Consider the following 24236-nt stretch of genomic DNA (forward strand, 5'->3'; position numbering starts at 1 on the left):
CGACTATTCGGTCGTACGTGACGATGACGAAGATCCCAGGCTCATCCACGGTTGTAACCAGAGGGGGAACGGGCGACTTCGTCACGCCTCTGGCCGGGTGGCCACCCGGCCAGAGGCTCAATCGCTTCCATCGCACAAAATCTCTAACGTGCAGATACAAGGGGGTGAGCGGCGAAGTCGCGAATGCGGTGAGCGCGGGCGAAGGGCAATGAATGGTGTGCCGTGCGGCCCCCTCATCCGACCCTTCGGGCCACCTTCTCCCCGCTGGGGAGAAGGGGACTCCCGGCTTGCCGTAGCGCTGCTTTCCTGAAATAGATGCGCCGTCAGGTGCCCGCCGGCCAGGCGGGAGAATCGGGAATCCGGTGCAAGACCGGAACGTGCCCAACGCTGTAAGGCTGACGTCTGCCGCTAATCATGCCACTGGCTTTGCCGGGAAGGCTGCGGCAGACGGATGACGCCAAGTCAGAAGACCGGCCTGGCAAGATAGACCCAACCCGCGCGGACGGCGGGCGGTTGCGTTGTTGGGGATTTGACGATGCGACCCTTTGATGAGGATGCCCTTCCGGCGGCGTCCGGTTTTTCCTTGGCCGAACGCGAGGCCGTCTATCATGCGATCTTGACGCGGCGCGACGTTCGCAGCCAGTTCCTGCCTGACCCCTTGCCGGACGACGTCGTGGAACGGCTGCTGACGGCCGCTCATCACGCACCCTCCGTCGGCTTCATGCAGCCGTGGAATTTCATTCTGGTGAAAAGTCCAACGGTGCGCGCGCGCGTCCGCGATGCCTTTGCCAAGGCGAACGAAGAGGCGGCATTGATGTTTGAGGGCGAACGGCAGCAGGCCTACCGCTCCCTCAAGCTCGAAGGCATCGCAGAGGCGCCGCTCGGCATCTGCGTGACCTGCGATCCCACGCGCAGCGGCAGCGTGGTGCTGGGGAGGACGCACAATCCGCGGATGGATAGCTATTCCACCGTCTGCGCCATCCAGAATCTCTGGCTTGCGGCGCGCGCCGAAGGGATCGGTATCGGCTGGGTCAGCATCTTTCACGAAGGCGACCTGAAAACGATTCTCGGCATACCCGAGCATATCGAGGTGGTCGCCTGGCTCTGCGCCGGTTTTGTCGATCGGCTCTATGATCAGCCGGAACTCTCCGTCAAAGGTTGGCGGCAGCGGCTGCCGCTCGAGGAACTCGTCTTCCACGACGGCTGGGGGCGGACCGAGCCGTAGCCAATTACTGCTGCTGCTGGGGTTGGGGGCCAGGTGCGGCAGGATTGGCGAGATCGATCGAGCCCTGGTCACCGGCAAGGAACTGCGGGCCGACCTGGCGGACCTTGTTCTGCGTTGGGTCGTACGGGCGCTCCGGCACGGATGGCTGCGGCGCGGCAGCCGTACCATCCTTCACCGGCGGATTGGTGTGGATGGTGGTGATCGAGCCTTGTTGCGGCGGCTGGCTTACCGCCTGCTTGCCGCGCATCTCGTCATAATAGGCGGTGAGATTGCAGGCGCAGGAGGTCTTTTCGCCGGGCGTGCGGTTCTTGTAGGCAAAAGCGTTTTTCATGGCGCTGTAGGGTGTGCCGGTCGCGACCGAGATCATGTTCGAGGCTTCGGTGCTCGTCACCTCGCGATAGAACAGTTGGGTTTCGATCCCCGGGCACATCTTGGCGCAGGTCTGGGCATCGCGGCCGAAATCGACCGAAGTGGCGTTCGAGCTGATCGGGAAGAAACCGCCGTCGCAGCTGCGCACGCACATGGTGCTGACCGGCGACAGCATCTCGGCTCGCGGCAGGCCGTAGCGCGGGTCGGCCTCCTCACCACCGCCGAGCGGAATGAAGGTATCGGTGCGCATCGCCTGTTCCTCGACGCTCGGGGCAGGGTCGTTGGCGCTGCGCTCGTCAGGCGCATAGAAATTCTCGCTGTTGCAGCCATTGCTATCGAGCGCAGACATCAGCTCCCGCCGGGCGCCGTCATCGGCGCCGTTCCGGCCGGTCAGCTCGTTGCGGCGATCCTGGAGGTAACCGATATTGTCGATCATTCGGGCTTCGGAGTCCGAGAGCTCGGCGCAATAATCGGCATTCTGGCCGCCGATCACCACCATGCTGCCCGAGGTGCAGCCGTAACTGCGCAGGTCGTTGCGAACCTTGCGCAGCTCGAGGTTCTGCTCGGCCATGGCGCTGGAATATTGGCGGGCTTCCGAACCGTTGCCATTGCCGATCGATCGCGGCAGGTCGGCGAGACGGCCGCGCAGGTCCTCACAGACGGCACTGGTCTGCGCGGCGGCGGGCGCTGAGAAAGCGAGGAGGACGGCGAGAGACAGGTTTCGGCGTTTCACGGCGTCGTCCCGGAATGAGCAAACGGTCGGTGGGTCGAATGCGACTTCAACGGCCGCGCGTTTTCCCTTAACGGATTTCTCTTAATAAGCTCAGAGAAAATCCTACCGTATTTTCGTAATCTTATCCAGCAATCGCCTGGGACTCGGTGAAAATGACAGGCATTCCCGACGAGATCCGATCCTTTGCACCGACATCAGGCGTAGCGGAAACCCAACACGGCCTTCACGTCTTCGCGGACGGTTGTTTTGAGCCCGGTTCCGGGCATGGAGGCTGGTCGTTTGTCGCTTATCGCGATGCGGTGGAAATCGCGGCGGACTTCGGTGGCGTTGGAGATTCCAGCAATAATTCGATGGAATTGACCGCCGTTCTCAGGGCGGCCATGTGGATCAACAGCCAAACAACCGGCGAAGCTGCGACCATCTGGTCCGATTCCGTCTATGCCGTCAAAGGCTGTAACAGCCGGCGACATATCTGGAAGAACAATGGCTGGAAGAAAAGCAGCCCGAATGGACATGGCCGACGGCGAACGATCGATAATGCGGAACTCTGGAAAGCGATCGATCTTCAATTATCCCGGAACGCCCTGGTGACCATTGCCTGGTGCAAGGGTCATTCAGGGATTATCGGCAACGAACGCGCGGATGCGCTCGCGGGCAGAGGACGCCTGTCGATAGAGGGTGGTTGACAGGGCGTCGGGCCGGTCTCAAGCGCCTGTCGTTTGCTTGCCGGCAACCGGCTTAAGCCGGTTGCGATGCTTCGACGACGGCCAGCGCCGCCATGTTGACGACGCCGCGGGAGGTGACCGAGGGGGCAAGGATGTGGGCAGGCAGGGCGGTGCCAAGGAGGATCGGGCCGACATGCAGACCATCGGTCATCGACTTCACCACGCCAAGCGTGATGTTGGCGGCGTCGAGGTTCGGGAAGACCAGCAGGTTTGCCTCATCGTGCAGGGTCGTATCCGGCATGACGCGCTTGCGCAGCGCTTCGGTGATGGCGCTTTCGCCGTGCATCTCGCCGTCGACCTCGAGATCTGGGGCGGCCTCGCGCACAAGCTGCAGGGCGTTGCGCATCTTCGTGGCGCTTTCGGATTCGCGCGAGCCGAAGTTGGAATGCGAAACGAGGGCGGCGCGCGGGGTGATGCCGAAACGGCGGATTTCCTCGGCCGCCAGCACCGTAGCCTCGGCGATCTCTTCGGCGTTCGGATTGAAGGTGACGTAGGTATCGGTGAAGAAAGTGGCGCCGCGCTGTGAGATCATCAGGCTGAGGGCCGAGAAATCACGGACATCCTTGCGCTTGCCGATGATCTGGCGGACGTCGCGCAGGTGCTTCTCGTAGCGGCCTTCCAGACCGCAGATCAGCGCATCGGCCTCGCCGCGCCTCAGCGCCAGTGCGCCGATGACGGTGGTGTTGGTGCGCACGATGGTGCGGGCGGCTTCGGGAATGACGCCGCGGCGGCCGACCAGCGAGAAATAGAGATCGACATATTCGCGGAAGCGCGGATCGTCTTCCGGATTGATGACCTCGAAATCCTGCAGCGGGCGGATACGCAGGCCGTAGCGCTTCAGGCGGGTCTCGATGACCTGCGGGCGGCCGATCAGGATCGGTTCGGCGAGGCCTTCCTCGAGCAGCACCTGGGCGGCGCGCAACACGCGCTCGTCTTCGCCTTCGGAGAAGATGACACGCTTGCGTTCTGCTGCCTTGGCCGCGGTGAAGATCGGCTTCATGACGAAGCCGGAGCGGAAGACGAAGCGGTTCAGCTGATCGAGATAGGCGTCGAAATCCTGGATCGGGCGGCGCGCCACGCCACTCTGTTCGGCGGCCTTGGCAACCGCAGGGGCGATGCGCAGGATGAGGCGCGGATCGAAGGGCGAGGGGATCAGGTAGTCGGGGCCGAAGACGGGCGTTTCGCCGGAATAGGCGCGGGCGGCGACATCCGACGGCTCTTCGCGGGCAAGGGCGGCGATGGCACGCACGGCCGCCATCTTCATTTCCTCGTTGATCGTCTCGGCGCCGCAATCGAGCGCGCCGCGGAAGATATAGGGGAAGCAGAGGACGTTGTTGACCTGGTTGGCGAAATCCGAGCGGCCGGTGCAGATCATCGCATCGGGGCGGGCGGCACGGGCAAGATCCGGCATGATTTCCGGCGTCGGATTGGCGAGCGCCATGATCAGCGGCTTATCGGCCATCTGCGCCAGCAGCTCCGGCTTCAGCACGCCGGCGGCCGACAGGCCGAGGAAGACGTCGGCGCCGCCGATATTTTCGGCGAGCGTGCGCGTCTCGCTCTTCTGGGCGTAGACGGATTTCCATTCGTCCATCAGCTCGATGCGGCCCTCATAGACGAGGCCTTCGAGATCGTGGACCCAGATGTTTTCGCGCTTGGCGCCGAGGATCACCAGCAGGTTCAGGCAGGCAAGGGCTGCGGCACCGGCGCCGGAGGCGACGATCTTGACGTTTTCGATCGCCTTGCCGGCGAGTTCCAGTCCGTTGAGGATCGCGGCGGCGACGATGATTGCCGTGCCATGCTGGTCGTCGTGGAAGACCGGGATCTTCATCTTTTCGCGCAGGCGCCGCTCGACCTCGAAACATTCCGGCGCCTTGATGTCTTCGAGATTGATGCCGCCGAAGGTCGGCTCCAGCGAGGCGATAGTCGAGACCATCTGCTCGACGCCTGCGGCGTCGATTTCGATATCGAAGACATCGATGCCGGCGAATTTCTTGAAGAGCACGGCCTTGCCCTCCATCACCGGCTTCGAGGCCAGCGGGCCGATATTGCCGAGGCCAAGCACTGCCGTGCCGTTGGAAATGACGGCGACGAGATTGGCGCGCGAGGTATATTCGGCCGCCATTTCGGGATTGTCGCGGATGGCAAGGCAGGGGGCTGCGACGCCGGGCGAATAGGCAAGTGCCAGGTCGCGCTGGTTGCCGAGCGGCTTGGTTGCCTGGATCTCCAGTTTGCCGGGGCGGGGATAGCGGTGGAAGAACAGCGCCTGCTCGTCGAGATCGCCGCCTGTCAGGTTCTTTTCCGTCTTGGATTTTTCCTGGTGATCCATTGCCGCCTCCGTGCACGTCTTTTGTGCTCCCTGCATACATCAATCGGTTAGCGGCGACAGTATGGAAATAGGGATGGGAGAAGTTTTCGTGAGACGGGCGGGCGGAGGGGCATCTCCAATTGACAGCTGGACACTGCGCGATCGCTGCCTCATCCTTTGGTGATGCTGCCCATCCTCGAAATCCTCCCGAATGAGCCAACCGCCGAAGAGCGGAACGAAGTGCTCAAATTGCTATTGGACTTCAACGCTCCGCACACGACTCACCTGATCGAGCAGCCCGATCTCGGGATAGTCCTGAGAGATCCCGACACTTTCGACATCATCGGGGGTCTCTATGCCGTGGAGGAGTACAATTGGCTTTTTATCAAATACCTGGTTGTTCCAGCTGCGCGCAGAGGCGAAGGTTTTGGTACCAAGCTGATGGAGGAGGCAGAGCGCATAGCCCGCGAGCGCGCTTGTTTGGGTATCTTTCTCGACACCTTCGATTTTCAAGCGAAACCCTTCTATCTCAAACTGGGCTTCGAGCAGTTCGGCGAACTTGAAGGCGACGCCCAAACGCCGCGCCGTTTCTTCCTGAGAAAGCTATTTTCCAGCGTGCGCTGATATTTGCGCGAAGCAGCAGGTTACTGCTGCTGAAGGGCGAGCCTGGCACCCAAGGCCATGTAAACCGTGCCGACGACCTTTCCCTGCCACCGCCCAACCCGACGGTTGCTCTGCAGCCAGCCGCCAATAGAACCGGCCGCGATCGCCAGAAGCGACGTTACGCAGATGCTGAGCCCGACGAAAATGATTCCGAGCAGGGCGAATTGTGCGATGGCGGACCCGCTTTCCGGATGGATGAACTGCGGCAGGAAAGCCAAGAAGAACAAAGCCGTCTTGGGATTCAGGATCTCGGTAAAGAGTCCCTGACGAAAGGCGCGCATGGGGCTGATCGCTTGTGCCTTGGGCATGTCGAGGCTTTGCGCCTTCTCGAAGAAGGCCCGGAATCCGAGATAAATCAGGTAAGCGACGCCGGCATATTTGACGATTTCAAACGCCAGGGCTGACGTGGCAAGCAATGCCGACAGGCCGAAGGTTGCCATCGTCGTATGGACAAGATCACCCGCAGCAATGCCGAGGCCCGTTGCCATTCCGGCGCGTTTGCCGCCGCTGATGGCTCTGGCCAGGGTGAGGAGTGTGGCCGGCCCCGGAATGATCATCAGACCCAGCACCACCAGGACATAGGTTGTCAAAACACCGAAACTGACCATCGATCTTCTCCAGGTTGGCGATCCTGTCTATCGCAATGGCAAATCAAAGCAACGAATTTGCATCCCGCCATTTACGAGGTTGCAAAGTAGGAACTTGCGCGGCGATCGCAACGGGCTACCACGCAAGGATCGCCGTCCGTCGGCGCCGGTACAAATTTTAAAAGTAATCTCAACGAGATACGCTTCGTTCTACCACGTCTATATTAGCTAATCCTTTTCGAAACTTGTTTGCCGAAGGCAACGGGCGCAAAATCCCGGCCGCGACGGTGCGGGGCGCCGGTCGCATGGAGGAAACCATGGACAATTTGAACCTGACGACCCTGCAAAAGGGGCAGACGATGGTCAATGACGTGGCCATCGATGCGTTTGCCGCCGGATTTCGCGGCAATCTCCTGACCAGTAAAGACATGGATTACAATGAGGCGCGGGCGATCTGGAATGCGATGATCGACCGGCGGCCCGGGCTTATCGCGCGTTGCGCCGGCGCTGCCGATGTCGTGCGCGCGGTGCGGTTTGCGCGCGACAATAATCTGCTCGTTTCGGTGCGCGGCGGCGGCCACGGTATTGCCGGCAACGCCGTCTGCGAGGGCGGCGTCGTCATCGACCTGTCGGCGATGAAATCGGTGCGGGTCGACCCGGAGACGCGCCGCGCCAGGATCGAGCCGGGGGCAACGCTTGCCGACGTCGACCAGGAAACGCTCGCCTTCGGGCTGGTGCTGCCGACCGGCATCAATTCGACCACCGGCATAGCCGGCCTGACGCTCGGCGGCGGTTTCGGCTGGCTGACCCGCAAATTCGGGCTGACGATCGACAATCTGATTTCGGTGGATGTGGTGACGGCCGATGGCGAGCTGGTCAAGGCGAGCGAGACGGAAAGACCGGACCTGTTCTGGGCGTTGCGCGGCGGTGGCGGCAATTTCGGCGTCGTTACCTCCTTCGAATTCCAGCTCAACCCGCTCAAGACAGAGGTCCTCGCCGGGCTGGTGGTGCATCCGTTCGCTGACGCGGAAAAGGTGCTGAGGGAATATCGGCAGGCGCTGGAAGCCGCACCCGATGAACTGACCTGCTGGGTGGTGATGCGCCAGGCGCCGCCGCTGCCGTTCCTTCCGGCCGAATGGCATGGCAAAGAGGTCGTGGTGCTTGCGATGTGCTATTGCGGAGACATCGCGGCCGGGGAAAAAGCGACGGAAAGATTGCGGGCGATCGGAAAACCGATTGCCGACGTCGTCGGCCCGGTACCGTTTACCGGCTGGCAGCAGGCATTCGACCCGCTGCTGACGCCAGGTGCGCGCAATTACTGGAAGAGCCAGGATTTCGCCTCGCTCTCCGACGCAGCGATCGAGGTGTTGCTCAGCGCCGTGCGCAAGCTGCCGGGACCAGAATGCGAAATCTTCATCGGCCATGTCGGCGGTGCGGCCGGCCGCATTCCGACTGAGGCCACCGCATTTCCGCAGCGCAGCTCGCATTTCGTCATGAACGTGCATGCACGCTGGCGGGAAAGCGGGATGGATGCAAGCTGCACCGGCTGGGCGCGTGAGCTTTTCGAGGCAACCAAGCCGCATGCTGTGGGAACCGCCTATATCAACTTCATGCCTGAGGACGAGGCCGATCGGGTGGAAAGCGCCTATGGCGCCAATTACGGCCGGCTTGCCGAAATCAAGCGGCGCTACGATCCGAACAATCTGTTCCGCATGAACCAGAACGTCAAACCGACGGTGGCCGTGCGGGCTGCTTAGCCGGATCATCCCGCGCTCAAGTGACAGCGCTCGGGCGCGGGATGCCGATCGGCTGTCACCCCTCGGTGAGTTCGATCAATTCCTTCAGCAGAGCCGTGTCGTCCGAGCCGGCGCGGTCGTCTGGCCTTAGGACATGGGCGAGCCATGCGCCATCCGCCGCCAGGCGAATGATTTCGAGCCGCATTCCCGCGTCGGTTTCGGCGTGCCTGACCAGCCGGTCATTGATCCATTTGTGCCAGAGGCTTTTGGAGTAGGGGTCGGCCAGCACGGTCATCGTCTGCGCCGACCATGGGCTGTTGTTGAGAGCGCGATCGGAAAAAAGAGTACGGACATAGGCGCGGCTGAATGTGCCGTGGCCGCCCTTGTCCTTTTCCAGTTCCTGGTCGATTTCGCGGTCGAGGTTTTCCATCATACCGTCGAACACGGCCTCAATAAGAGCCTGCTTATTGGGGAAGTGGTGAAACAGACCTCCTTTTGTCACACCGGCAGCACTTGCGACTGCCTGCAGGCTGACGGCGGCCAGACCCTGCTCCAGTGCCAGCTTGGTGGCACAATCGAGAAGAGCCTGCCGCACGACTTCCGGTTGTTTCTTTCTGTTGCGGGGACTATCTATCAATGCATGACCTGGGTTCGAGATGCGTTTCGTGACGAGAAGACCGGAGGGGATCAGTATCACTCCCGGGATCGCGGAGCTATCATACCAAAAGAAGTGATGTCGCTATCATACCAACCGGTAGGTATCTTGCAATCCGAAATAAGATTGGCTATCTGTCGGCACAGGAGGCCCGCCGAACGTCATTTCGGCGGGCTGTGCTTTTTTGGACCTCAGCGGGACCATCAGGAAGGCTAGTGGATTATGCATTTTCATACGAAAACAGTGCGTTACGCACTAACGCTGGCGCTGTTCCTCGGCGTGGGATTGCCGGTTCACGCCCAGGAAGGCGGCGCCATGCCGCCGGCCGCCGTCAGCGTGCTGACGCTGAACGCGCGTCCGGTTCCCGTTGTCAGCGAATTGCCCGGCCGCATCGCCGCGACGCGTGTTTCGGAGGTGAGGGCCCGGGTTTCCGGCATCCTGCAGGAACGGGTGTTCGAGCAGGGCAGTCTCGTTCATCAGGGCGACGTGCTCTATCGGATCGATCCGGCCCTGTTCCGGGTCCGCGTCGCCAGCGCCGAAGCCAGCCTCGAGCGCGCCAGGGCGACGCAGCTGAATGCCCGGCAGCAGCTGGATCGGCAGAAGTCGCTGCGCGACCGCGATGTCGCAAGCGGGGTCGAATATGATGCGGCGGCTGTCGCCCTTGCCCAGGCCGACGCCGATGTCGCGCTGGCGCAGGCAGCACTCGACGAAGCGAAGATCAATCTCGGCTATACCGAAATCCGGGCACCGATCTCAGGCATCATCGGCGCCGCACTGGTGACCGAAGGCGCGTTGGTGACGGCAGATGCCGGCGATGCGCTGGCGATGATCCAGCAGATCGACCCCGTCTATGCCGACTTCACGCAATCCTCCGGCGACTTGCTGGCGCTGAAGCGGGCGGTCGAGAATGGCAACCTCGCCTCGACGGAACAAGGCAAAGCCGACATCAAACTCGTCTTCGACGACGGCACGGTCTACGCCCAGGCCGGAAAACTGCTGTTCCGCAGCGCCAGCGTCGATGCGACGACGGGCCAGGTTACCCTGCGCGGCGAATTCCCCAATCCCAACGGCGATCTGCTGCCGGGTCTTTACGTCAGGGTCCGCATCGAGCAGGCCGTCCGCGAGAAGGCGATCCTCATCCCGCAACGCGCCGTCATCCGTGCGGCCGATGGCAAGGCGCAGGTCTATGTCGTAGAGGACGGAGACGTGGCGCAGCCGCGCGACGTCGAGCTCGGTCAATCCTCCGGCAATGAATGGGTGGTCGAAAGCGGCCTGTCTGCTGGCGAACGCCTGGTCGTCGACGGCGTGCAGAAACTGCAGCCGGGCGCCAAGGTCGCGCCGGAAGCGTGGCGGGATGGCGAAGTCGCGTCCGGCGACGCCAAGAAGCCGGAGTAAGATCAATGGCACGTTTCTTTATCGATCGCCCGATCCTGGCATGGGTCTTTGCGATCTTCATCTCCATCGCCGGCCTGATCGCGCTGCCGTTCCTCCCGGTCGCACAATATCCGAAGGTCGCGCCGCCGCAGCTCAGCATTACTACCAGCTATCCCGGCGCATCGCCGCAGGACATCTATCAGGGCGTCACCCGGCAGATCGAGGAAGAGCTGAACGGGGTCGAGCACCTTGCCTATTTCGAATCGACCTCCGACACCTCGGGCGCGATGACGATCACCGCGACGTTTGCGGCGGGCACCGATATCGACCAGGCCTCCGTCGACGTTCAGAATGCCATCCGCCGCGTCGAGCCGCGGCTGCCGCAATCCGTCAAGGATCAGGGCGTCACAGTCGAGGAGGCGTCGTCCGGCTTCCTGATGTTCATCTCGCTGACCTCGACCGACGGCAAGACCGATGAGGTGGCGCTCGGCGACTATCTCAACCGGAACGTCATCGGCGAGCTACGCCGTCTCGACGGCGTCGGCCGGGCGCAGCTGTTTGCCTCGCAGCGGGCGATGCGCATCTGGATCGATCCCGACAAGATGGTCGGCTTGAACCTCACCGCCTCCGACATCAGCGGGGCGATCTCGGCGCAGAATGCCCAAGTTGCGGCGGGCCAGATCGGCGCCGCACCCAATCCGATCTCGCAAGACCTGACGGCGACGGTACTGGTGAAGGGTCAGCTGACCGACAGCAAGGAATTCGGGAACATCGTGCTGCGCGCCAATGCCGACGGGTCGAACGTCCGGCTGCGCGACGTCGCGCGGATCGAAGAGGGCAGCGAGAGCTACAGCTTCTCCACCCGGCTGAACGGGCAACCGAGCGCTGCCATCGCCATCCAGCTGTCGTCGACGGGCAACGCCGTCAACACGTCCAATCTGGTCAAGGCGAAGATGGAGGAGCTGTCGCGTTTCTTCCCGGCGGGCGTCGAATATTCCGTTCCCTACGACACCAGCCCGTTCGTCTCGGCATCGATCGAGAAGGTGGCGCATACGCTCGCAGAAGCCGTTGCCCTCGTCTTTATCGTCATGCTCGTCTTCCTGCAAAGCTTCCGCTACACCATCATTCCGACGCTCGTCGTGCCGGTCGCGCTGCTCGGGACGCTGGCGGTGATGTTTGCCGCCGGCTTCTCGATCAACGTGTTGACGATGTTTGCGATGGTGCTTGCCATCGGCATCCTCGTCGATGACGCCATCGTCGTGGTCGAGAACGTCGAGCGTCTGATGGCGGTGGAAGGCCTGTCGCCGAAGGAGGCGACCAAAAAGGCGATGCGGCAGATCACCGGCGCAATCCTCGGCATCACGCTGGTGCTCTCCTGCGTCTTCGTGCCGATGGCGTTCTTCCCGGGTTCGACAGGCATCATTTACCGCCAGTTCAGCCTGACCATGGTCGTCTCGATCCTGTTTTCGGCCTTCCTGGCGCTGTCGCTGACGCCGGCGCTCTGCGCGACTTTCCTGAAGCCGATCAAGGGCCATCACGAGAAGAAGGGCATCGCCGGCTGGTTCAACCGAAAGTTCGAACGGCTGACCGGCAGGTACGCCCGCGCCGTCGAGGGACTGGCCAAGCGCTCCTGGCGGGTCATGGCGGTCTATGTCGCGGTCGTCGTCGGTCTCGGCTATCTCTTCGTCAACCTGCCGAGCAGTTTCGTGCCGGACGAGGACCAGGGCTTCCTGATCGTCGACGTGCAGGGGCCGCCCGAGGCGAGCCGTAACCGCACGGTCGCCTCGCTCGAAAGCATCGAGGCGATCTTCAAGAAGGAGCCGGCGGTTGCCAACGTCGTGGCGATCCAGGGCTTCAGCTTTTCGGGGCAGGGGCCGAATGCCGCCCTGGTGTTCGTTACCCTGAAGGACTGGGCCGAGCGTGGCGCGGGCAATTCGGTGCAGGAGATCTCCAACCGCGTCAATATGCAGCTGTTTGCGTTGAAGGATGCGACTTCCTTCGCATTGTCGCCGCCGCCGATCGAAGGCTTCGGCACGACCAACGGTTTCACCTTCCGCCTTCAGGATCGCGGGGCAAAGGGCCAGGCGGCACTGACCGAGGCGGCAGGAATGCTGCTCGGCAAGGCATCTGAGAACCCTATCATCGCCGGTATCCGGCCGGAGGGCATGCCTGATTCGGCTCAGCTGGTGCTCGTCATCGATCGCGAAAAGGCCAATACCTTCGGCGTCGCCTTCGCCGACATCAACAGCACGATCACCGCCAATCTCGGTTCGAGCTACGTCAACGACTTCCCGAATTCCGGCCGCATGCAGCGCGTCATCGTGCAGGCACAGGACAAGAGCAGGCTTCAGGCCGAAGACCTGATGAAACTCAACGTCCGCAATGCGAGCGGCGGCATGGTGCCGCTCTCATCCTTCGCGGTCGCCGAGTGGCAGAAGGGGCCGGCGCAGATCGTCGGTTACAACGGCTATCCCTCTGTTCGCATTTCGGGCGCTCCGGCGCCGGGATATTCATCGGGCGCGGCGATTACCGAAATGGAACGGCTGGCCTCCGAGCTTCCCGACGGCTTCGGCTTCGAATGGACCGGCCAGTCGCTGGAGGAGCTCAAATCGGGATCGCAGGCGCCGTTCCTGTTCGGTCTCAGCATCCTTTTCGTCTTCCTGCTGCTATCGGGGCTATACGAGAGCTGGTCGATCCCGTTGTCGGTGATGCTGGTCGTGCCGCTTGGGGTCATCGGCTGCGTGCTCGCGGTAATGAGCCGCGACATGTCCAACGACATCTACTTCAAGGTCGGCCTGATCGCGATCATCGGTCTGTCGGCGAAGAACGCCATCCTGATCGTCGAATTCGCCAAGGACGGCTTTGCCGAGGGAAAATCGCTGATGGATGCCGCGATCGAAGGCGCTCGGCTGCGCTTCCGGCCGATCATCATGACCTCGCTCGCCTTTACATTGGGCGTGGTGCCGCTGGCAATCGCCACCGGCCCAAGTGCGGCCAGCCAGAATGCGATCGGCACCGGCGTGCTGGGCGGCATGGTCTCGGCGACGGTGCTGGCGATCTTCTTCGTTCCCGTCTTCTTCGTCTTCGTGCTGCGTCTCTTGAGGATGAAGCGGCCGGAGACTGTGAACGAGGAGGCACCGGCCGGGCAGGAACCGGCAACGGTGACGTCGCCGACATAGGGTGACCAGTCACCCGAGGTGAAGGTTCACCCGAGGCGACGAATAACCTGAGGTGAGGAGTTGGCGGGTTGCCTTGTGTAATCCGCCAGAAACCTATCCACCGGGCTTCGGCGTGATCGTCACGTCGGCGCCATAGGCATCGCGCAGTTCACTTTCCTGTCCCGGCTGCCGGTCGGCCGCCTGGTGCAGCAGGGTCGACACGTATCCTTGCGAGCGCGTCCCCTCGATCAACGTGATATCGGCATTTCCAGGATTGTCGGAACGCTCGAACCATTCGACGGGGCGGTGCAGAAAATTCATTTCGACCGCCCGGTTGGTGACGCCATGGCCGACGATCACGACGTTGTGGCTGCTATTTTCAGCGTCGCGCATGACGGTCTGAAGGAAAAGGCGGACACGCTGGGCCACATCCGCCCGGCTCTCGCCATCTGGCGGCCGCGCGTAGAACTTGCCGCTGTTGCTGCGCAGTCTCGCCCATTTTTCGAATTCCTCGGGAAATTTCTGCTTCTGTTCGGCATGGTCATAGATTTCGGTGAACAGACCGAAATCCTGCTCGCGCAGCAGGTAATCCTCCCGGATTTCGCCGACATAGCTTTCCGGCAGGGCTGTAAGCAAGGCATCCTTACTTTGCCGTGTTCTGAGGAATGGCGAGTACCAGATCTGCAGCTTGCGGAAATCCGCGCCCGGCAGTGTCTTCAAATAGGAGGCGATCGCGCCGCCGGCTTCCACCGCCTGGCGGTGACCCCACTCGGTCAGCGGCACATTGTGATCGCCGAATTGCCGATAGGCCTGTTCATTGAGGTTGCCGAGAGATTCGCCGTGGCGAACGAGAAAGAGACGCATCAGCCATCCCGCATTGTCGGATATGAGTCGCCTTCATCATGAACGCGCTCGATGGAGAGGGCAATATTGCCGGCGCGCAGGGCTTTTCCCCAGTCTGTCATCTTCCTGAAACACGAGTCTGGTTTTGGAAGGCTAGATGAAAGATGGGGCATGAGCGACAGCTCGTGATAGACATGATGGAACCCAGACATTTCCGAACGCTCTTCATTTCCGATGTCCATCTCGGCTCGAAGGCCGCGAAGGCCGATTTCCTTTTGGATTTCCTGCGCCACCACGAGGCCGATACGATCGTGCTCGTCGGCGACATCGTCGACGGCTGGCGCCTGAAGCGCAGCTGGTACTGGCCGCAGGTCTGCAACGATGTCGTCCAGAAGCTGCTGCGCAAGGCCCGCAAGGGCACACGCGTCGTCTATATCCCCGGCAATCACGACGAATTCCTGCGCGACTTCCCGGGAATGCATTTCGGCGGCATCGAGGTCGTCGACCGCATGATGCATGATGGCGCCGACGGCAAAAAATACCTGATTTTGCACGGCGACGAGTTCGATGTGGTCGTCCGCAACGCACGCCTGCTCGCCTATCTCGGCGACTGGGCCTACGATACTGCGATCCGCATCAACATCCTCCTGGCGGCAGTGCGCCGACGCCTCGGCATGCCTTACTGGTCGTTCTCGGCCTGGGCGAAGCTGCAGGTCAAGCATGCCGTCAACTTCATCGGTGAGTTCGAGCGCGTCGTGACAGAGGAAGCCCGCAAAAGCGGCGCCGACGGCGTGATCTGCGGACACATCCATCATGCCATCATCCAGGACATGGACGGCATCCGCTACATCAATACGGGCGATTGGGTGGAAAGCTGCACGGCGGTGGCCGAGCACGACGACGGCACGTTCGAACTGATCACCTGGCGGGCGCTTGCCAGCAGTGTGCCGGCGCTTGCCGCCATCGAAATGCATGACCAGGGCGAGTTCGCCCCGCAGGCCGCGTGATTTGGGGGGCGCCTGATTTGAGGGCCGTCTGATTTTTGGGGCCGGCGTATCAGCGCCGCGCGCTCCAGGAGTTTAGCCGTTACCGTCAGGCGACAGGCACTATTTATTTTCTAAAACGTTTCAGTAGGGCTATTTCTCGCAATGGTCGCCTCCAGGGTGGTGTGTTAGGACAACGATCAGTTTCCTTCAGGTCCACCGATGATTCCCGCTCAACATTCCCCGAGTGAGGGAGCGCCTCCGCGCTTCCGGCTGCTCAGCGCGCTTTCCTATTGCGCGCCATTGCTCGTCAACGGCATCGTTCTGCCGTTCTTTCCGATGTGGCTCGCAACCCACAGCTTCAGCGACCACGAGATCGGCGTTATCCTTGCCATACCGATGGTGGTTCGCGTGTTGGTGGCGCCTGTTGTCGCCATGATCGCCGACCGTTTGAAGGAGCGCGCCGACGTGCTGCTCTGGTCGGGCAGCCTGTCGCTGCTGACGGCGATCGCGCTCTTCTGGACGACGACCTTCTGGCCGGTGACGATCGTCTATGCACTGCAGGGCGCCACTTTCGCGCCCTATGTGCCCGTCGTCGAATCGATCGTCATCTCGGGCGTGCGCCGCTGGGGCCTCGATTACGGGTCGATGCGCGTCTGGGGTTCGATTGCCTTCATCGTCTCGACGCTGGTCGGTGGCCAGCTAATCAGCCGGTGGGGCGGCGGGATGGTGCTTGATATCATGGTGTTCGGCTTTGCCATGACCGTGGTCATGGCGATCTTCTGCCCGCGCATCGGGCCGACGCGTCGGCGTGGCCAGCCGATCAACATTCCGGCCGCCACCGGCAGCGGGTTGCGCGAGCCGCACTTGCTGCTGCTGCTGATCGGTGTCGCCATTCAGCAGTCGAGCCATGCGGTGCTCAACGCCTTTTCATCGATCTACTGGCATCATCTCGGCTTTTCCGGCACTGAGGTCGGCCTGCTCTGGAGCGTCGGCGTCGCTTCCGAAGTGACGGTGTTCTTCCTGTCGAAGCGTCTCAACCGGCGCTTCGACGCCTGGACCCTGATCCGCTTCGGCTGCGCGGTCAGCGTCTGCCGCTGGATACTGTTTCCGATGAATACCGGCTTTGCCGGTTTTTTCCTGCTGCAATGTTTCCACGGCTTCACCTATGCCTTCGTGCATACCGGGGTGCAGCGGCGGATCATGGCGACGGTGCAGGAGACGCAGGAATCCTCGGCGCAAGGCGCCTACTTCTTCTATGTCGGCATGGCAATGGCGCTGATGACGCTGGCGTCGGGTTATCTCTATGCCTGGCTCGGCGTCGTCAGCTATTACGTCATGGCGCTCGTCGCGTTCTCCGGTCTCGGCCTCGTCATCTCAGCTTACTACCTTCAGCCCCAAAGCGTGCTTTCAGGCGGAAAGACCAGGGAAGCGGCGTAGCGCAGGCCGGGTTCGCGATCGCGGGCAAGCAGCAGCGGACCGTCGAGATCGACGAAATCGGCATTCTGGGCGAGCAGCACGGCCGGCGCCATGGCAAGCGAGGTGCCGACCATGCAGCCGATCATGATGCTGAAACCGAGCCGTTCTGCCTCGACCTTCATCGCCAGGGCCTCCGTCAGGCCTCCCGTCTTGTCGAGCTTGATGTTAATCGCATCATAGCGGTCTGCAAGGCTTGCGAGATCGCCGGTGTGGTGGACACTTTCGTCGGCGCAGACGAGAAGCGGGCGACGGATTTCGGCAAGCAGAGCGTCGCGGCCGGCCGGCAGCGGCTGCTCGACGAGAGCCACACCCGCTTGCGCCGCGATGTTGAGATGTCGTTCGAGCACGGCTTCCGGCCAGCCTTCATTGGCGTCAAGGATGATGGCGGCATCGGGTGCGGCCGCGCGGACGGCGCGGATACGGCTTTCATCGTCGCCGGTTCCGACCTTGACCTTGAGCAGCGCGCGGCCTGCATGTTCGCGAGCCTTTGCGGCCATCACCTCCGGCTCACCGAGCGAGATGGTGTAAGCGGTGGTGAGCGGCTTCAGATCGGCAAGGCCGAGACGGGCCGCGACGCTTTCACCCGTTTGTTTCGCTTCCAGGTCCCAGAGGGCGCAATCGACGGCGTTGCGGGCAGCGCCCGGCGGCATGGCGGACAAGAGGTCGCGGCGGGAGATCCCGGCCTCGATCAGCGGACGCGCCGCCTCGATCTGGGCAAAAACGCTCTCCATGGTCTCACCGTAGCGGCGATAGGGCACGCATTCGCCAAGCCCCTGTACACCGTCTTCGGAGAGCGTGCAGGTAATCACCTCGGCCTCGGTCTTTGCGCCGCGCGAGATGGTGAAGGTCCCAGCAATCGGAAATGAATTCATCTGGATATCGAGGGTGCGCGGCATTATTGCTGTCCTGTGAGCATGGAATTCGCACGTTGCTTCTGTATATTGACGCGCCGGGCGGCGAACGATCCGCCGAGTCGGTAATGTCGCCGTGAGCCTTGAAAGACATAAGTATCTTGAACGCCGAGAATCGCAACGTTGCCTCACTTGACGTGGACGACCAGTCCGATGGCTCGGGGCAGCATGTGCGTCTCAGAGGCAGCTGGCGTAGTGCCTATGTGCATTTCGTGCTGCGTGACTTCGAGAAGCTGCTGCACCAGAAGGCCGGTGACCTGACGGTCGATCTTTCCGACATTACGGATATCGATACCGCCGGGATCTGGCTGCTGTGCCGGCTGAAGAAGGAAGAGGAGGCGGCCGGACGGACGGTCCGCTTCGAAGGCACCAATCAGCATATCGACGAAATGCTGGCGATGTTCTCCGAGGAGTCGGCCAAACCGGAGCCGGAGTTGAAGGAGAAGGTGTCGCTTGCTGGGCGCATCTTCGCGCCGGTCGGTAAGATGGCCTACGACGTCTGGGACAATTTCGCCGCCGCCATGTATATTCTCGGCTCGGCGGTGCGCGGCGCACAGATGAAGTTCGGCCGCGGCAGCGGCGTTTCGCCGGCCTCGATCATCAACCAAATCGACAATATGGGCGTTCGCGCCGTTCCGATCATCCTTCTGATGTCGTTTCTGATCGGGGCGATCATTGCCCAGCAGGGCGCCTTCCAGCTGCGCTACTTCGGTGCCGAGGTCTTCGTCGTCGATCTCGTCGGCATCCTGCAATTGCGCGAAATCGGCGTGCTGTTGACCTCGATCATGATCGCCGGCCGTTCGGGCAGCGCGATCACCGCCGAGATCGGCTCGATGAAGATGCGCGAGGAGATCGACGCGCTGAAGGTGATGGGGCTCAACCCGATCGGCGTACTGATCTTCCCGCGACTGGTGGCGCTGACCATCGCGCTGCCGCTTTTGACGGTGCTGGCAAATTTCGCCTCGCTCGGTGGTGCGGCCGCCGTCGCCTGGGGCTATTCCGGCATCACCTTCGCCAACTTCCTGTCGCGCCTGCACGAGGCGGTGACGCTGTCCACGGTGCTCTCAGGCATGATCAAGGCGCCGTTCATGGCGCTGGTCATTGGCATCGTCGCCGCCGTCGAAGGGCTGAAGGTCGGCGGCAGCGCGGAATCGCTCGGCCAGCATGTGACGGCCGCGGTGGTGAAGGCGATTTTCGTCGTCATCCTGATGGACGGGCTTTTTGCGATGTTCTATGCAGCGATCGACTTCTAGCATGGCGAATCGCGTGGACGAAAAACCAATCGATACGGAAGACAGAAACGAGAGCGACATCGTGCTCTCGGCGCGCGACGTCACCGTCGCCTTCGGCTCCAAGGTGGTGCTCGACAATCTCAACCTCGACATCTATCGCGGCGAAATCCTCGGCTTCGTTGGCGCGTCGGGCACCGGAAAATCGGTGCTGATGCGCACGGTGCTGAGGCTATTGCCGCGCCGCTCCGGCACGATCAAGATCCTCGGCCAGGATTTCGACGAACTCGACGAACCGCAGCGCAACGCGCTCGACATGCGGCTTGGCGTGCTGTTCCAGCAGGGGGCCCTGTTTTCGTCGCTGACGGTCAAGGAAAACATCCAGGTGCCGATGCGCGAATATCTCGACCTGCCGCGCTCGCTGATGGACGAACTGGCGCATCTGAAGATCCGCATGGTCGGGCTCGCAGCCGATGCCGCCGACAAATACCCGTCCGAACTGTCAGGCGGCATGATCAAGCGCGCCGCCCTTGCCCGTGCACTCTCGCTTGATCCTGAACTCGTCTTCCTGGATGAACCGACCTCGGGTCTCGACCCGATCGGCGCCGCCGAATTCGATGAACTGATCGCCAACCTGCGCGATAGTCTGGGACTGACCGTCTATATGGTAACGCATGATCTCGACAGCCTGTTTTCGGTCTGCGACCGTATTGCCGTGCTCGGAAAGAAACGGGTAATGGTGGAAGGCACGATCAACGACATGCTGGCCTACGACGATCCGTGGGTGCAAGCCTATTTCAAGGGTAAGCGGGCGCGCTCGATCGTGCCGCAGGATGATGGCGCGCGGCACGGCAGCAGCGGGAAGTGACCGGATAAGATGGAAACCAAAGCCAATTATACGATTGTCGGTTTTTTCACGGTGCTGGTAATCGCGGCGGCCTTCGGCTTCGTCTACTGGATGGCCGAATATGGCCGTGGTGGCCCGATGACCGAGCTGATCGTGCGTATTCCGGGTTCGGCCAACGGCCTCAGCGTCGGCTCGCCGGTGCGCTTCAACGGCATTCAGATCGGCTCGGTGCAGACACTGTCGATCGATGCCGACGATCCGCAATATTCGCTGGCTTTCACCCAGGTGCGCACCGATGCGCCGATCTACCCTTCCACCAAAGCCGCCCTTGAAATCCAGGGCTTGACCGGGGCTGCCTATATCGAACTTTCAGGTGGCCGCAAGGGCGAGGAAAGCATCCTCCAACATGCGCTCGACAACGGCAAACGCGCTGTCATCGTCGCCGACCAGTCGAGCGTCACCAATCTTTTGGCGACCGCCGACAAGATCCTCGATCGCGCCAATGATGCGGTCGGTGAACTTCAGGGTTTCATCGAGGATTCACGCGCGCCACTGACCCAGACGTTCAAGAATGCCGAGACGTTCTCGGATGCGCTTGCCAAGAATTCCGGCAATATCGACGCCTTCTTGCAGAGTGTGGGTGAGCTTTCCAATACGGTGAAGGCGGTCTCCGGCCGTGTCGATTCGACGCTTCAAGCTGTGGAATCGCTGGTCAAGGCGGTTGATGCGAAGAAGATCGACAACATCGTTTCCAACGCCGATAAGATCACCGCCAATGTCGCCGATGCCTCTGGCGACCTTAAGGGGGCGATCCAGAAGTTCGACCAGACGGCCACCACCTTCAACGATTTCGGCAAACAGGCACAGGCGACGCTCGACCGCGTCGACACGCTTGTCGCCCAGATCGACCCGGCCAAGCTGAAGGGCTCGGTTGACGATATCTCGCAGGCGACCAAGGATGCACGCGCCGCGGTCGCGTCGATCCGCGATGTCGCCAACACGGTTTCGGGGCGTCAGAAAGATATTGACCAGACGATCCAGGACGTCTCGCAGCTTGCCAACAAGCTGAATTCGGCCTCGACCCGCATCGACGGTATCCTGATCAAAGTCGATGCCTTGCTTGGAACCGACAACACACAATCGCTGTTTACCGAGGCGCGCGATACGCTGGAATCCTTCAAGAAGGTCGCCGACAACCTGAATGCGCGCATCGGGCCGATCGCCGACAATCTGCAGAAATTCTCAAGCGGCGGTTTGCGCGACGTGCAGACGCTCGTCAACGACATGCGTGGAACCGTCAACAATCTGAACGATACGATCACCAACTTCGACCGCAATCCCCAACGGCTGATCTTCGGCGGGGACACGGTGAAGCAATATGACGGCCGGACGCGGCGTTAACTGGGAAGTCAGGGGTAGCCTAATATGGTCGCATCGCATCTGTTGTCGCGCCGTTCATGGATCAGGGGAACGGTGATCGCGCTGCCGCTGACGGCGCTGATCCTTTCCGGGTGCGGCACTGCGGCCAAGAACGATACCTATGACCTTTCCGCCGCCGTCGACGGCGACGGACCGGCGGCCAAATCCCGCCAGATCCTGATCGCATCGCCAACGGCGCTGAGTGCGCTCGGCAGCGAGCAGATCGTCATCCGCGTCTCGTCCTCGGAAATCCAGTATCTCTCGCGGGCGCAATGGGGCGACAAGCTGCCGCGCATGGTGCAGTCGAAGCTGGTGGAAGCCTTCGAGAACTCCGGCAAGCTCGGTGGCGTCGGCATGCCGGGGCAGGGACTGGCGATCGACTATCAGGTCGTCACCGATATCCGCTCCTTCGAGATCGACGCTTCAAACGGCAACCAGGCGGTGGTCGAAATCTCCGCCAAGATCCTCAACGACCGCAACGGCTCGGTGCGCGCCCAGAAGGTATTCCGCGCCACGGCGCCGGCCGGCGGCGATAATGGCGGCTTCGTCAAGGGTCTCGACCGTGCCTTCTCAATGGTTGCCTCCGAGATCGTCAACTGGACGCTGCGCTCGATCTGATCCGGTGTTTGCAGGAGAACGCCGCAATGTGACCTTGCCGGCGTTTAAAAATATTTGTCCCGACGGCGCCTGGATTGTCACCCTATTCCATTTAGCCTGGGGGTAGTTTTCAGATAACCGGCAGCAAAAACCTGTCGGCAGGTTTCTGTTTCCTGCATGCCGTTATCTCAAACGCTGGGCATTTTCGGGCGACGTGCATCGAGCGCTTATTTCGTCGGTTGCGAATCCGTCATCGTCGCTCCCGGCTGGTTGCCTGGTGTCGTGGAAGCTGTCGCACTCGACGACGACGACAGGGTGCTGTCCAGCAGTCCTGCCATCTTGTCGTCGCGCAGGCCTGCGGTCTTTTCGCCCATGACAACGCCGACGACGCGGCGGCCATCCTTCAGCGCCGATGTCACGACATTGTAGCCCGATGCATCGGTAAAGCCGGTCTTGATGCCGTCAACGCCGTCATAGCGATACATGAGGTTGTTGTGGCCGCGCAGCTTCATGCCGCGGAACTGGAAGCCGCGCATGGAAAACAGCTTGAACTCCTCGGGGAAATCCCGCATCAGCGAGACGCCGAGGGTCGCCATATCGCGTGCGGTGGTGACCTGCTCGGGATCGGGAAGGCCCGAGGGATTCTTGAAGACAGTATCCTTCATGCCGAGTTGGCGCGCCTTGTCCGTCATCGCCATGGCGAAAGCCTGTTCGGAGCCACCAAGCTGTTCGGCGATCGCCACGGCAGAGTCGTTGGCAGACAAGACGACGATGCTTTCGACCGCTTCGCGCAGCGTCACTTGGCGGCCGGCGCCGACAGCGAGTTTAAAGGGCTCCTTGCTCTCGGCATTTTCCGACATGGTGAGCTTCTGCTCCCAGTTGAGGCGCCGCTCATGCAGGGCCTCGAAGGCGAGATAGAGAGTCATCATCTTGGTCAACGACGCCGGATAATTCAATTCGTCCTGATTGGAGCCTTCGAGGACCTGACCGGAGTGCGCATCGACGACGAAACTTGCCTGGCCGGCCTCGGCCACAGTGAAAGCGCCCATCAGAATGGCGGACGAGAGGGCGGTGGCAAGGAGCCGGGAGGTCGTCTTGGTCATCGATGTTACTGTCTCTGTCGTTGGACGGTCGGGTGAGCCATCGGCTAGACGCAAGCGGATCCAGAAAGTTTGTGACGAAATGAAGGACGGGCGGCAATAAAAAGGCCCCATCCACAGCTGATTGCTTTTGGCTCACCGTCTTCGGTTTTGACAATGGCGCGCAGGGCACGTAGAAATTCAACATGAGCATGAAGCGCGCGCCTTTCTCCCGCCATATCAGCACCTGCCTGCAGGCTGCGATTGTGTGCGCTTTTGACGGACGAGGTCTCTGCGTCCTGCTGTGACGTCGGGGCGCTCTCTGCGTCCGGCTGGACGTAAAGCCCCTCACCACGTCAATCCAGGTTGCCAGGGAGACAGGCACCGTGCTCAATCTTTATCATGTCAATTCGCTCGTCCATTGGGAGGAGCGCGAGATCCATCTGCGCGATCATATGATCGGCTTCTTCTCGCAAGAGGTCCGCAGTTTTCTGAGATCGGTCAATCCGGCCTGGGATGTTCGAAGGGTCGAGGCTCCCACCTTGATGCCGCGATCACTGGTTTCGAGCGCTTATTCGAATGCCGATATCTGGGTCCAGGAACAGCTGTCAGCCGGTGATGCCGCGCTGGTACTGAGGCCGGAGACCACGCCATCGACCTATGCCTACATGCAGCATATTCTCGGCAATCACTCGAAGACGCGGCTACCGCTCTGCGTCTGGCAGGCCGGCAGATCCTATCGCCGTGAGCAGGAGCAGCCGACCAAACACATGCGGCTGAAGGAGTTCTGGCAGCTCGAATTCCAATGCGCCTTCACGGCCGACAGCGGCAACGACAATCACGCCGCCTGCCTCGAACCGGTGCGCCGCATGATCGCCTCGCTGATCCCTCTGCCGACGCGGATCGTGGCCTCCGACCGGCTGCCGGCCTATTCCGAGGTGACGATGGATATCGAGGTCGACAATGGCAACAAGTGGATGGAGGTCTGCTCGATCTCGCGGCGCACCGATTTTCCGCAGCGCTACCGGTCGCAGCCGAAGAAGGGAGCTGCCGTCGACCATGATGTCCTCGTGCTCGAGATCGCCATCGGCCTCGATCGGTGCATCTACAACTGGAACATATCAGCGGATCGGTAAGAATGGAGCCGGGGACGCTGGTGGCGGTTCCGGCTCTCCGCGATGGCGATGCGCGGGGTAGCGGGGTTCTGTCGTCGCCGGCGCGTTGGACCTTCGGGCATCTCGTTGGTAAGAGCTATGATCAGCGAAGGGGCACGATTGTCGTTCTCCTTCGCCCGAGATGTATTCACTCAACGACAGGAT

Annotated in this window: 20 protein-coding genes and 1 riboswitch; of the genes, 13 read left to right on the forward strand and 7 right to left on the reverse strand. The window is 61.6% G+C overall.

The annotated features are described in order from the left end of the window. The first annotated feature begins 308 nt into the window (after positions 1–308). Positions 309–494, forward strand: a riboswitch (cobalamin riboswitch). 41 nt (positions 495–535) lie between these two features. Next, positions 536–1225, forward strand: a complete 690-nt coding sequence (gene bluB / locus HJB84_RS23515) for a 5,6-dimethylbenzimidazole synthase (protein ID WP_221117068.1) — start codon at positions 536–538, stop codon at positions 1223–1225. Positions 1226–1229: 4 nt separating this feature from the next. On the opposite strand, the gene HJB84_RS23520 is transcribed toward bluB, so the two are convergent. Further along, positions 1230–2327: a DUF2865 domain-containing protein gene (locus tag HJB84_RS23520; protein ID WP_221117069.1), complete on the reverse strand. Its 1098-nt coding sequence runs from the start codon at positions 2325–2327 to the stop codon at positions 1230–1232. A 152-nt stretch (positions 2328–2479) separates the two neighbouring features. Here HJB84_RS23520 and HJB84_RS23525 point away from each other — a divergent pair, with 152 nt between their 5' ends. Then, positions 2480–3013, forward strand: a complete 534-nt coding sequence (locus HJB84_RS23525; protein ID WP_221117070.1) for a ribonuclease H — start codon at positions 2480–2482, stop codon at positions 3011–3013. 52 nt (positions 3014–3065) lie between these two features. Here the strand turns inward: HJB84_RS23525 and HJB84_RS23530 are convergent, their stop codons facing one another. Continuing rightward, entirely contained in the window at positions 3066–5378 is a 2313-nt protein-coding gene (locus tag HJB84_RS23530; protein ID WP_221117071.1) for an NADP-dependent malic enzyme, read from the reverse strand. Between the two features lie 162 nt (positions 5379–5540). Here HJB84_RS23530 and HJB84_RS23535 point away from each other — a divergent pair, with 162 nt between their 5' ends. Further along, entirely contained in the window at positions 5541–5981 is a 441-nt protein-coding gene (locus HJB84_RS23535) for a GNAT family N-acetyltransferase (protein WP_207584319.1), read from the forward strand. Between the two features lie 20 nt (positions 5982–6001). Here HJB84_RS23535 and HJB84_RS23540 read toward each other — a convergent pair whose 3' ends face one another. Further along, complete coding sequence (locus HJB84_RS23540) at positions 6002–6628, reverse strand: LysE family translocator (protein WP_207580679.1); 627 nt, start codon at positions 6626–6628, stop codon at positions 6002–6004. A gap of 296 nt (positions 6629–6924) precedes the next feature. Between HJB84_RS23540 and HJB84_RS23545 the strand changes: the two genes are divergently transcribed. Then, a complete protein-coding gene (locus tag HJB84_RS23545) occupies positions 6925–8364 on the forward strand; it encodes an FAD-binding oxidoreductase (RefSeq protein ID WP_221117072.1) in 1440 nt (479 codons plus the stop codon). Between the two features lie 55 nt (positions 8365–8419). Here the strand turns inward: HJB84_RS23545 and HJB84_RS23550 are convergent, their stop codons facing one another. Beyond that, positions 8420–8980, reverse strand: coding sequence for a TetR/AcrR family transcriptional regulator (locus tag HJB84_RS23550; protein ID WP_207584318.1), 561 nt, complete (start codon positions 8978–8980; stop codon positions 8420–8422). Positions 8981–9220: 240 nt separating this feature from the next. Here HJB84_RS23550 and HJB84_RS23555 point away from each other — a divergent pair, with 240 nt between their 5' ends. Both HJB84_RS23555 and HJB84_RS23560 read left to right on the forward strand, forming a co-directional pair. Continuing rightward, on the forward strand, positions 9221–10393 hold the full coding sequence (locus HJB84_RS23555) for an efflux RND transporter periplasmic adaptor subunit (protein ID WP_221117073.1): 1173 nt from the start codon (positions 9221–9223) through the stop codon (positions 10391–10393). Positions 10394–10398: 5 nt separating this feature from the next. After that, positions 10399–13551 carry an efflux RND transporter permease subunit gene (locus HJB84_RS23560; RefSeq protein ID WP_221117074.1) on the forward strand — a complete coding sequence of 1051 codons (3153 nt, stop codon included), beginning with the start codon at positions 10399–10401 and terminating at the stop codon, positions 13549–13551. Positions 13552–13644: 93 nt separating this feature from the next. Here HJB84_RS23560 and HJB84_RS23565 read toward each other — a convergent pair whose 3' ends face one another. Next, entirely contained in the window at positions 13645–14394 is a 750-nt protein-coding gene (locus tag HJB84_RS23565) for a histidine phosphatase family protein (RefSeq protein WP_221117075.1), read from the reverse strand. Positions 14395–14537: 143 nt separating this feature from the next. Between HJB84_RS23565 and HJB84_RS23570 the strand changes: the two genes are divergently transcribed. Together HJB84_RS23570 and HJB84_RS23575 are read left to right on the forward strand one after the other, a co-directional pair. Then, a complete protein-coding gene (locus HJB84_RS23570) occupies positions 14538–15380 on the forward strand; it encodes a UDP-2,3-diacylglucosamine diphosphatase (RefSeq protein ID WP_164014159.1) in 843 nt (280 codons plus the stop codon). Between the two features lie 198 nt (positions 15381–15578). After that, on the forward strand, positions 15579–16796 hold the full coding sequence (locus tag HJB84_RS23575; protein WP_207580674.1) for an MFS transporter: 1218 nt from the start codon (positions 15579–15581) through the stop codon (positions 16794–16796). Here the strand turns inward: HJB84_RS23575 and dgcA are convergent. Continuing rightward, entirely contained in the window at positions 16748–17731 is a 984-nt protein-coding gene (dgcA, locus tag HJB84_RS23580) for an N-acetyl-D-Glu racemase DgcA (protein WP_207580673.1), read from the reverse strand. The two genes, HJB84_RS23575 and dgcA, sit on opposite strands and share 49 nt — an antisense overlap. Before the next feature lie 98 nt (positions 17732–17829). On the opposite strand from dgcA, the gene HJB84_RS23585 reads away from it, so the two are divergent. Genes HJB84_RS23585 through HJB84_RS23600 form a run of 4 tightly spaced genes read left to right on the forward strand, consistent with a single transcriptional unit; the run spans position 17830 to position 21859 of the window. Beyond that, on the forward strand, positions 17830–18999 hold the full coding sequence (locus tag HJB84_RS23585; RefSeq protein WP_207580672.1) for an ABC transporter permease: 1170 nt from the start codon (positions 17830–17832) through the stop codon (positions 18997–18999). A gap of 1 nt (position 19000) precedes the next feature. Further along, positions 19001–19843 carry an ABC transporter ATP-binding protein gene (locus HJB84_RS23590; RefSeq protein ID WP_207580671.1) on the forward strand — a complete coding sequence of 281 codons (843 nt, stop codon included), beginning with the start codon at positions 19001–19003 and terminating at the stop codon, positions 19841–19843. Positions 19844–19852: 9 nt separating this feature from the next. Beyond that, on the forward strand, positions 19853–21223 hold the full coding sequence (locus HJB84_RS23595) for an MlaD family protein (RefSeq protein ID WP_164014169.1): 1371 nt from the start codon (positions 19853–19855) through the stop codon (positions 21221–21223). Positions 21224–21247: 24 nt separating this feature from the next. Continuing rightward, complete coding sequence (locus HJB84_RS23600; RefSeq protein ID WP_207580670.1) at positions 21248–21859, forward strand: ABC-type transport auxiliary lipoprotein family protein; 612 nt, start codon at positions 21248–21250, stop codon at positions 21857–21859. Between the two features lie 206 nt (positions 21860–22065). Here HJB84_RS23600 and HJB84_RS23605 read toward each other — a convergent pair whose 3' ends face one another. Continuing rightward, positions 22066–22941 (reverse strand): D-alanyl-D-alanine carboxypeptidase family protein, encoded by an 876-nt coding sequence (locus tag HJB84_RS23605; RefSeq protein ID WP_207580669.1) that lies wholly within the window; start codon positions 22939–22941, stop codon positions 22066–22068. A gap of 362 nt (positions 22942–23303) precedes the next feature. On the opposite strand from HJB84_RS23605, the gene HJB84_RS23610 reads away from it, so the two are divergent. Further along, on the forward strand, positions 23304–24053 hold the full coding sequence (locus tag HJB84_RS23610) for an aminoacyl--tRNA ligase-related protein (protein ID WP_221117076.1): 750 nt from the start codon (positions 23304–23306) through the stop codon (positions 24051–24053). Positions 24054–24236 lie beyond the last annotated feature (183 nt).

The organism is Rhizobium sp. NZLR1b (assembly GCF_019685155.1).
Lineage (GTDB): Bacteria > Pseudomonadota > Alphaproteobacteria > Rhizobiales > Rhizobiaceae > Rhizobium.